The sequence below is a fragment of the [Collinsella] massiliensis genome (assembly GCF_002161605.1).
Classification (GTDB): Bacteria; Actinomycetota; Coriobacteriia; order Coriobacteriales; family Coriobacteriaceae; genus Enorma.
The window spans coordinates 78,606-88,358 of the sequence record NZ_NFIE01000011.1 but is presented as its reverse complement, the minus strand read 5'-3'; the positions used below and the strand labels follow the sequence as shown (position 1 = coordinate 88,358).

The 9,753-nt window shown below is 68.7% G+C and carries 8 protein-coding genes and 2 rRNA genes; 9 read left to right on the top strand and 1 reads right to left on the bottom strand.

Annotated elements, in window-relative coordinates; all coding sequences use genetic code 11:
* The 8 genes from B5G02_RS06015 to tsaD all read left to right on the top strand — a co-directional run.
* Window positions 1-108: ribosomal RNA gene (locus B5G02_RS06015) — 23S ribosomal RNA — on the top strand; the annotation flags it as partial.
* A 142-nt stretch (window positions 109-250) separates the two neighbouring features.
* A 5S ribosomal RNA gene (rrf, locus tag B5G02_RS06010) occupies window positions 251-366 on the top strand.
* Between the two features lie 142 nt (window positions 367-508).
* A complete protein-coding gene (gene acpS, locus B5G02_RS06005; RefSeq protein ID WP_094335567.1) occupies window positions 509-1,069 on the top strand; it encodes a holo-ACP synthase in 561 nt (186 codons plus the stop codon).
* Window positions 1,047-2,669: an NAD(P)H-hydrate dehydratase gene (locus B5G02_RS06000; protein WP_094335566.1), complete on the top strand. Its 1,623-nt coding sequence runs from the start codon at window positions 1,047-1,049 to the stop codon at window positions 2,667-2,669. Before acpS ends, B5G02_RS06000 begins: the two co-directional genes overlap by 23 nt.
* Before the next feature lie 5 nt (window positions 2,670-2,674).
* A complete protein-coding gene (gene alr / locus B5G02_RS05995; protein WP_094335565.1) occupies window positions 2,675-3,826 on the top strand; it encodes an alanine racemase in 1,152 nt (383 codons plus the stop codon).
* 85 nt (window positions 3,827-3,911) lie between these two features.
* A complete protein-coding gene (locus tag B5G02_RS05990) occupies window positions 3,912-4,601 on the top strand; it encodes a uracil-DNA glycosylase (protein WP_094335564.1) in 690 nt (229 codons plus the stop codon).
* Window positions 4,598-5,101, top strand: coding sequence for a tRNA (adenosine(37)-N6)-threonylcarbamoyltransferase complex ATPase subunit type 1 TsaE (gene tsaE / locus B5G02_RS05985; RefSeq protein ID WP_094335563.1), 504 nt, complete (start codon window positions 4,598-4,600; stop codon window positions 5,099-5,101). The genes B5G02_RS05990 and tsaE overlap by 4 nt, the downstream gene beginning before the upstream one ends.
* Window positions 5,102-5,342: 241 nt before the next feature.
* Window positions 5,343-7,754, top strand: coding sequence for a tRNA (adenosine(37)-N6)-threonylcarbamoyltransferase complex transferase subunit TsaD (tsaD, locus tag B5G02_RS05980; protein WP_094335562.1), 2,412 nt, complete (start codon window positions 5,343-5,345; stop codon window positions 7,752-7,754).
* Window positions 7,755-7,913: 159 nt separating this feature from the next.
* Here the strand turns inward: tsaD and B5G02_RS05975 are convergent, their stop codons facing one another.
* Entirely contained in the window at window positions 7,914-8,741 is an 828-nt protein-coding gene (locus B5G02_RS05975; protein WP_094335561.1) for an exodeoxyribonuclease III, read from the bottom strand.
* A 134-nt stretch (window positions 8,742-8,875) separates the two neighbouring features.
* Between B5G02_RS05975 and B5G02_RS05970 the strand changes: the two genes are divergently transcribed.
* The gene (locus B5G02_RS05970; protein WP_094335560.1) at window positions 8,876-9,637 is read left to right on the top strand and encodes an NAD-dependent protein deacylase; all 762 of its coding nucleotides are present in this window, start codon (window positions 8,876-8,878) and stop codon (window positions 9,635-9,637) included.
* Window positions 9,638-9,753: the final 116 nt, after the last annotated feature.

Genomic DNA, 9,753 nt, shown 5'->3' with positions numbered 1-9,753 from the left:
TCTCCTTCCGGTAAGGGCACCGGTAGAACACCGGTTCGATAGGCGGCAGGTGCAAGCGCGGCGACGCGCTCAGCCGAGCCGTACTAATCGCCCGAGCTCTTTCCGCATCCCGGCCGGCGCCGGCGCCATACGAAGCGCTCCGGTCGCCGTCGCGATTGCCCCCACGCAGGTCTGAGCGGGATCGCATCCGCGCTGTGCGGCCCTGAGGGCACGCGGGGGACTCACCCCGCCCGGCGGGCGCCGCCCACCGGTCAGCGGCCATGGCAGGGGGGGCACGCCCGGACCCGTTCCGAACCCGGAAGCTAAGCCCCCGAGCGCCGAGAGTACTGCGGGGTCAGCCCGTGGGAGGGCAGGGCGCCGCTGACCGGTGGACGGCACCGAGCCGTGCACGAAATGAAGAGGGCTTCTGACGTATGTCAGGAGCCCTTTTTGCTATCGGTCGATTGCTGACCGCGGTATATACTTTCTATGGCAGGTACACGGGTACGTTCCTAGGAGGGAGGCGCGCATGGCCGAGGCGGGCATCGGTGTCGACATCGTCGAGATAGCTCGAATGAGCCGCGTTCTCGAGAAGACCCCTTCGTTTGCTCGAAAGATGTTCACGGAGGAAGAGCAGCGCTACTGTGACCAGGCGCCTCGCCGGGCTGCGCATTACGCCGCCCGCTTCGCTGCACGCGAGGCCGTGCTCAAAGCGCTCGGTACCGGGTTCGCGAAGGGGGTTGGGCGCAAGGACGTCTCCGTTTCCCGCGACGACCACGGAAGGCCCATCGCTGTCCTTCAGGGCAAGGCGCTGCAGATAGCCCAAGAGCAGGAGATCGTCGAGGTGGCGCTCTCGTTAAGCCTCACGAGCGATCTTGCCGTCGCGAACGCCATGGCCATTTCGGATGACGCGCGCCCGCGGCCCAAGCAGCAGCGCGAGGACGAGCGCGCCCGCGTGGCCCGCTCCTTCCGGGAGGCTCGATCGATCCTAGATGAGCTCGAGCGCGTGCAGGACGAATCCCTTGCCTCGCTCACAGGAGAAACGCTCATAGAGCATGGAGGTTCAGATGAAACCCATTCTGAGCTGTGAAGAAGTCCGGCGTCTAGAAGACTGCATCGAGGCGGAGGGAACCTCCAAGGCGACGCTCATGGAGCTCGCCGGCGAGTTCGCGGCCTCGGTCGTCGCCGCATCGGACCCCAAGCGCGTGCTCATCCTCGTCGGCTTCGGCAACAACGGCGGCGACGGGTGGGTCGCAGCCGACATCCTCGCCCATAAGGGCATCGATGTCGACGTGGTGAGCCCGGTCGAGCCCGATGAGATCCCTGCCGCGCTCGCCCGGCACGTCGCCCGTCGCACGGCGGGGCGCGATGTGAACATCGTCATCGGGCCTTCGCGCGACGAGCTCGCGGAGCTCGTCTCCCGTGCGGACGTCGTGGTCGACGCCATTCTGGGCACCGGCTTCCATGGGAGCCTGCGTTCGCCCTTCTCCATCTGGATTCCCACCGTCAACGAGCTCGCCGCCGAGGTCGTCGCCATCGACGTGCCCTCAGGCCTCGATGCCGAGACGGGCACGGTCGAGGAGGACGCCATCCGCGCGGCGCGCACGGCCACGATGCTCGCGCCCAAGATCGGCCTGTATAGCGCCGACGGCCCGGATTACACCGGTGAGATTCTCTGCGGCGGGCTGTATGACCGTCTGGACGAGGTCATCGACGACGTCGACCATGCGGCTGAGATGGTGGAGCCCATCGACCTCATCGACTTCCTCGAGCCGCTGCCCTCGAACATCGATAAATATTCGCGCGGATCCGTGCTCGTCGTAGCGGGTTCGAGCAGCTATCCGGGCGCCGCGATTATGGCCGCGAAAGCCGCTGCCCGCGCCGGAGCCGGATACGTCGCGGTCGCCACCCCCGCCACCTGCGCGAACCTCATCCGCATGGCGCTGCCCTCCGTGCCCGTCATCGACATCCCGGCAGATTCGCGCGGAGCCTTCGGCGCGGCCGCGCGGCGCGCGGTGTGCGATGCGGCGAAGAAGTTCTCGTGCGTGCTGTGCGGCCCGGGCATCACCACGGCCGCCGGCTGCATCGACGTGGTGTCCGGCCTCCTCAAGCTCGATGTGCCGCTCGTGCTCGACGCCGATGCGCTCAACTGCCTCTCCAAGCTCTCGATCGGCGGTCTCGACGAGACGCCGGAGCTGTACCGTCGCGAGGCACCACTCATCCTGACGCCGCACTACCGCGAGCTGTCCCGCTTGGTGGACGAGGAGGCGGTGCGCGATCTGGGGGGCGCCATCGAGGCTGCCCAGCGCCTGTTGTGGGCTGCTGGTTCCGACAACTTCATCGTTATCGCGAAAGGCCCGGTCACGGCCGTCGCCGGCGTCGAGAAGGTCCTGCTGCCGGTCTCCGGCCCGGCATCGATGGCCACGGCGGGGACGGGGGATGTGCTCTCGGGCATCGTTGCGGGAACCGTCGCGCTCAACCATGCCTACGAGGGGCCGTGGGAGCTGCTGTGCTCCTATGCCGTCTCGCTCCATTCCTATACCGGCTTCATCGCCGCCGACCGCTACGGCGAGAAGAGCGTCATCGCCACCGACCTGATCGATGTCATCGGCGATGCCATGGCGCTTGCATCCGAAGAGGCGCTCAAGGGGCTCGAAGACGTGCCCGCGACGACCGCGAAGGGGGCGTGAGCGGCATGCCCATGGAGAAGGTGCCCCAGACGCGCTGGGCGTGGGTCGAGATCGATCGCGGAGCGCTGCGCAGGAACGTGCGCGCGTTCAGGGGGCTGCTCGGGCCGCGTCAGCGCCTGTGCTGCGTGGTCAAGGCAGACGCCTACGGCCACGGCGCGGCGGAGTGCGCGCGCGTGATGCAGTCCGCCGGGGCGGACATGTTCGCCGTGGCGACGGTCATGGAGGGCGTGCGGCTGCGCGAGAGCGGCATCACCCTTCCCATCCTGCTGCTGAGCGAGCCGCCGATCGGCGCGATCCCGCTCTTGCTCGAGCACGAGATCATGCCCACGGTCTACACGATGGAGTTCGCGCTCGCCTATGGCGAGGGCGCCGTGCAGGCCGGGACGGTGGGCAAGTACCACCTCGCTATCGAGACGGGCATGAACCGCATCGGAGTGCACTACACCGAGGTGCTCGAGTTCCGCCGCGGCATCGATTTCCATCGCGGCCTGGCATGCGACGGCGTGTTCACGCACTTCGCCACCGCCGACGACGTGGACGGCTGGGACTATCGGCTGCAGTGCAAGCGCTTCGACGAGGCGGTCCGGGCGATGCAGGACGCTGGGTTCTCGTGCGGCACGGTGCACTGCGACAACACCCCCGCGACGATGCTCGACACCACCACGCGCTACGATATGGTGCGCGTGGGCATCGGTCTGTACGGCTTGCAGCCGTGCGAGGCGGCCGCGGCGCGCATGCCGCTCGAGCCGGTCATGAGCGTGCGGGCGCGCATCACCCGCACGACGCATCCGGCCATGGGCGAGGGCGTGAGCTACGGCTTCACGTACCGCGTCCCGCGCACCGCCGTCCAGATCTGTACGATTCCCCTGGGATACGCGGACGGCCTCTCGCGCACGCTCTCCAACCGGATGGACGTGCTCTATCGCGGCGAGCGCGCGCATCAGGTGGGCAACATCTGCATGGACCAGTGCATGTTCGCCATCCAGCAAACCCCGATCCACCAGATTCCGGAAGCGGAGCACGGCGACATGGTGACCATCATCGGCCGCGACGGGGACGCGGAGATCACCATGGACGAGATGGCGCGCCTGCGCGGCACCATCAACTACGAGGTCGCCTGCGACTTCGGCATGCGGTTGGAGAAGGTGTACCTCTAGGTCGCGCCGGCTCGGCCGCGCCATACCACAGGTCTCGACGCCAGGGCGCCCATGCCGTGGCGGGAAGCGAAGCGAGGAGTCCACGATGGGCATCATGCATATTCCCGGGCACACGCACCAGAAACCGCGCGAGGTGTCGCTGGAGGAGATTCGCGCCGTGATGGGCGATTGCCGCCTGTGCGAGCTCTGCCAGACGCGCACGAACATCGTGTTCGGCGTGGGCAACCCCCATGCGCGCGTCATGTTCGTGGGGGAGGCGCCGGGGCGCAATGAAGATCTCCAGGGCGAGCCGTTCGTGGGGCGCGCCGGCGAGAACCTCAACGCGATCCTCTCGCTCGCCGGCCTTACGCGCGAGGAAATCTATATCGCGAACGTGCTGAAATGCCGCCCGCCGGGAAACCGCGACCCCAAGCCCGACGAGGTTCTGGCCTGCTCGCCGTTCCTGCGCGAGCAGATCCGCAGCATCTGGCCGGACGTGATCGTGACGCTCGGCAACCCCGCCACGCATTTCGTGCTCAAGACCGAGACGGGCATCACCCGCCTGCGCGGCCGCTTCCACCAGACGGGCCACTTCACCGTCATGCCGACGTTCCACCCGGCTGCGGCGCTGCGCAACCCTGCCTGGCAGGAGCTGCTCGAGGCGGACTTCCGCATGCTCGGCGACTGGCTCGCGCGTCATCCCGCTGGCGCCGAGGCTGCTGCGCAAGGCGATGCTGCGAGCCCGGTGACGAGTCCGGCGGATTCCCCGCTCCCTTCGATCGAGGAGCCGCGATGACGCTGCGCAGGGAGGGCCCGCGCCGGTATCTCAGCGCGTCGCAGGAGGATACCGAGCGCTTCGGCGAGCTCGTGGCGCCCTTGCTCGCGGACGGCGACGTGCTCGTGCTCACGGGCGGCCTCGGCGTGGGGAAGACGCATTTCACCAAGGGCGTGGCGCGCGGCTTAGGCGACGCGCATCCGGTGACGAGCCCCACGTTCGCGCTCATGGCCGTGCACGACGGCGGCCGGATCCCGCTTTTCCACTTCGACTTGTACCGCCTGGAGCATGCCTACGAGCTCGAGGACACGGGCATCTTCGACGTGCTCGGATACGAGGGCGCGTGCCTGTTGGAATGGGGCGAGCAGTTCCAAGATGAGCTGACGGATGAGTTTTTGGGCGTCGTGATCGCGCACACGGGCGAGTCGACGCGCACCATCTCGCTGGAGGCGCACGGCGGGCGCGCAGAGGAGCTTGCGGAGGCGATCGACGCGGCGGTCGGTGCGGCTGCGGGCGCCTAGCGCGCCGTGCGGGCGGGTTTTTTGAGCGGAGCGGGCAAAACGTGGTGCTGGAATTCAGATATGCACGATTCCGGCACCCCACGAGCCCCGCTCACGCGGGAGTCGCGCGACCCGCGAGCGCTTCGCGCGACAAAACCGCAGGATTGCTTCGCGCGGGGCGCTCCGCGACCGGCGACGAGCGCCGACGGGGCGACGCGAATCGTGCATATCTGAATTTTTCCACCACAAAAGGACGCGAGAGATGAAAAACTGGGCCGAGACACACACCATTGCCGCGATCGACACCTCGACGGACATGCTCGCATGCGCGGTCGCGCGGGTCGGCGGCGCGGAGGACGCCGTCGAGGTGCTCGCCTCGGGCGACCATCTGTGCCGGCGGCACGCGAACATCGAGCTCATCAAGACGCTCGACGCCGCGCTCGCCGAGGCGGGGGTCGCGCGCGAGGGCGTGGATGCGTACCTCGTCGGTCGCGGCCCGGGCTCGTTCACGGGGGTGCGCATCGGCATCTCGACGGCGAAGGGCTTGGCGCGGGGCGCGAACGTGCCGCTCTACGGCGTGTCGACGCTCGACGCGACCGCGTGGACGGCGTGGCGCGCCGGCGTGCGCGGGCTCCTCGGCGTGGCGGCGGACGCGATGCGCGGCGAGGTGTACCCCGCGCTCTATACGCTGGACGATGAGGGCGCGCACCGGCTCTTCGACCGGGAGCGTGTGGTCAAGGCTGCGCAGGCGGTGGAGGAGTGGGCCGCACGGGACGATGCCGACCGGCTGCAGCTCACGGGCGACGGCCTCGTGCGCTACGGCGACCGCTTCGATGCCGCAGGGCTCACGACGCGCATCGACCGCGCGCTGTGGTGGCCGAGCGGCGAGGGGCTGGCGCTCGCATGGCGCGCCGCGTGCGAGCGCGCAGGCGGCGTGGAGGGCACGGGCGATCCCGCGGTCGTGCTGCCCATCTACACGCGGCTCTCGGATGCCGAGGAGAACGAGCGCAAGCGCCTGGGGCTCCAGCAGAGCGCGCGCAGCGAGGTGACAGGCGTCGCCGAGGAGCTGGCCGGTCGGCACCTGCAGTTCCGTCCCATGGGGCCTGCGGACGCCGAGGCGGCGGCGCACTTGGAGCGTGCCTGCTTCGAGGGTGCGGGGCACACCCCGTGGACTGCCGAGCAGTTCCTAGGGGAATTCAGCGAGCCGGCAGTCCCGCGGAGCTGGTGGGTCGCGCACGATGACGGCGAGCTCGTGGGATTCGCGGGCGGCATGGTCGTCGAACACGACATCGAGATCCTCGACGTGGCGGTCGCGGACGGGCACCGGCGCCAGGGCATCGCGCGCAAGCTGCTCTCCCATGTGAGCTACGACGTTCAGATGCTCGGGTGCACGACCGCCTCGCTCGAGGTCGAGGCGGCAAACGTGGGCGCGCGCTCGCTATATCGCGCGCTCGGGTTCGCGCAGGCCGGCGTGCGTCCGGGGTACTACGGGCAGGGTGCCGATGCCATCATCATGAAGGCGCAGCTCCCGCTCGTGCTGCCCGTCGACGCGGCCTCGCCCGAGCCAACCGCCGCCGCGATGCGCGCCTGGCCGCTCGCCGCTCCCGCTCGTTCCGACGAGGAGCGCGCGGAGATCGCGCGCCGCAAGCTCGTGCTCGCCATCGAGAGCTCGTGCGACGAGACGGCGGCGGCGATCATCGATTCCGAGGGCGCGCTGCTTGCGAACCAGGTTTCGACGCAGATCGACTTCCACGCGCGCTTCGGCGGCGTCGTGCCCGAGATCGCGTCTCGCAAGCACGTCGAGGCTATCGTGGGGGTGATCGACGCCGCGCTCGAGGAGGCGGCCGCCGCGCTCGGCCTTACGGGCGGCGCACTCGAGCCGCGCGAACTCGCCGCGGTCGGCGTCACGCAGGGGCCGGGTCTCGTGGGCGCGCTCGTGGTGGGCGTGGCCTTCGCGAAGGGCCTGGCGTACGCGGCGGACGTGCCGCTCATCGCCGTCAACCACCTCGAAGGGCACCTCTTTGCGAATCTGCTCGCCGAGCCCACCCTCAAGCCGCCCTTCATCTTCACACTCGTTTCCGGCGGGCACACCATGCTCGTGCACGTGCGCGATTGGGGCGACTACCGCGTGCTGGGCGAGACACTCGACGACGCGGTGGGCGAGGCGTTCGACAAGGTGGCGAAGGCGCTCGGCCTGGGATACCCGGGCGGCCCCATCATCTCCCGCCTGGCCGAGACGGGCAACCCCAAGGCCATCGACTTCCCGCGTGCGCTCAACCGCAAGGGCGACTACCGTTTCTCGCTCTCCGGGCTCAAGACCGCGGTGGTGAACTACATCGAGCAGGAGACGGAGGCGGGCCGCACCATCCACCTGCCCGACCTCGCCGCCTCGTTCGAGGCCGCGGTGTTCGACGTGCAGTATAAGAAGGCCTGGGGCGCCCTGCGCGAGACCGGGGCGCGTGAGTACTGCATCGGGGGCGGCGTGGCGGCGAATCCGCACCTGCGCGAGATGATGGTGAAGAAGCTCGGCCGCCAAGGCGTGCGCGTCACGCTGCCGCCGCGCAACGCATGCACGGACAACGCGGCGATGATCGCCGAGGTCGCGCGGCGAAAGCTCGAGCGCGGCGAGTTCGCCCCGCTCGATATCGACGCGGAACCGAACATGACGCTGTAGAGGCAGGGCAGCCCGGGAATGTAAATTTACCCCAGGGGTTATTTGACGTCCCCGACAGATTTGTGTGACGAGAAACCCCTGCGGGAATGTCAAATAACCCCTGGGGTAAATTTACATTCCCGGGACGTCAAAACGCTGGGGCAAATGTTCGCCGGCTCCCTAGAGCTCGATGGTGAGGGTGACGGGGCAGTGGTCGCTGCCGAAGATGTCGGAGCGGATGTCCGCCTCACGCACCTGGCCGGCGATCGAGTCGCTCACCAGGAAGTAGTCGATGCGCCAGCCCGCGTTGTTCTTGCGGGCATTGAAGCGGTAGCTCCACCAGCTGTAGGCGCCCGTCTCGTCGGGGTGGAGCAGGCGGAACGTATCGGTGAACCCGGCGGCGACGAGTTCGCTGAACTTGCCGCGCTCCTCGTCCGAGAAGCCGGCGTTGCCGCGGTTGCTCTTGGGGTTCTTGAGGTCGATTTCCTCGTGTGCCACGTTGAAGTCGCCGCAGGTGATCACGGGCTTGCCCGTCTCGTCCTCCAGGCCCTTCAGGAACGCGCGGTACGCGTCGTCCCAGGCCATGCGGCACTCGATGCGCGCGAGGCCCTCCTTGGCGTTCGGGGTGTAGACGTCCACGAACCAGAAGCGCTCGAACTCGAGGGCGCACACGCGGCCCTCCGTGGCGGCCTCGGCCACGAGCTGCGCGGCGTCGCCCTCGCCCGCGAAGGGCAGCAAGCTGTCCGCGTGGCGCACGGAGAGGGGCTCGCCGAGCGCCTCGGTGCGCGCGAACACGGCGGTGCCGGAGTAGCCCTTGCGCTCGGCGTAGCTCCACACCTGGGTGTACCCGGGGAGCTCGAGGGAGACCTGGCCGTCCTGGAGCTTCGTCTCCTGCAGGGCGAGGATGTCGGCGTCGAGCTCGCGCGCGATCTCTTCGAAGCTCGGTTCCTTCTTCAGCACGGCGCGCAGGCCGTTCACGTTCCATGAGGCGAACGAATAGGTTTCCATGGTCGCTCCAATGCGCGGGGGTCGGGTGGGCTGCCGCGGCGGCTCCGGGGTGCCCGGGGCGCCGCCCGGCGCGTTCAGACGGGTATCATGATACCGTGCGCGTTTGCGCGGCTTGGCGAGCGAGGGAGGAAGCCATGGCCCATCACGCAGAACCCATCACCGACGCTGCCCGTGCGGCGCAGACGCTCGAGCGCCTGTTCGACGAGCACGAGCACGCCGTCTTCTTCGGCGGCGCGGGCGTGTCCACCGCGAGCGGCATCCCGGATTTCCGCAGCGTCGACGGCTTGTATCGGCAGCACTTCGACTATCCGCCCGAGACGATGCTCTCGCATTCGTTCTACGTCGAGCACCCGGCCGAGTTCTTCCGCTTCTACCGCGAGCGCATGGTGGCGCTCGACGCGCAGCCCAACGCGTGCCACCGGACGCTCGCCGCGCTCGAGCACGTGGGGAAGCTCGATGCCGTGGTGACGCAGAACATCGACGGCCTGCACCAGGCGGCGGGGTCGCGGCGCGTCTGGGAGCTCCACGGGTCGGTGCACCGCAACATCTGCCAGGGTTGCGGGGCGGTCTACGACGCCCGATGGGTGTGCTCGCGCGAGCACGAGGACGGCCGCGGCGTGCCCGTGTGCCCGGTGTGCGGCGGCACGGTGAAGCCCGACGTGGTGCTCTACGAGGAGCCGCTCGACGAGCGCGTGCTCGAGGGGGCGGTGCGCGCCATCGCCCAGGCCGACCTGCTCGTGATCGGCGGGACGTCGCTCGTGGTCTACCCGGCGGCGGGGCTCACCCGCTATTTCCAGGGGGATAAGCTCGTTATCGTGAACCGCGACCCCACGCCGCAGGATGCGGCCGCCGACGTGCTCATCTCGTGCGAGATCGCCCAGGCGTTCTCGTTCTAAAGGCTGGGGAAGTGATAAAACCCAGACAGGCTGGTTTTTATCATTTTGGCGGAAGGCGGCGCGGCGTTTCGCGTGTGGATACAATAGGGGAACGCGTCTTTTCGAAAGGACTTCCT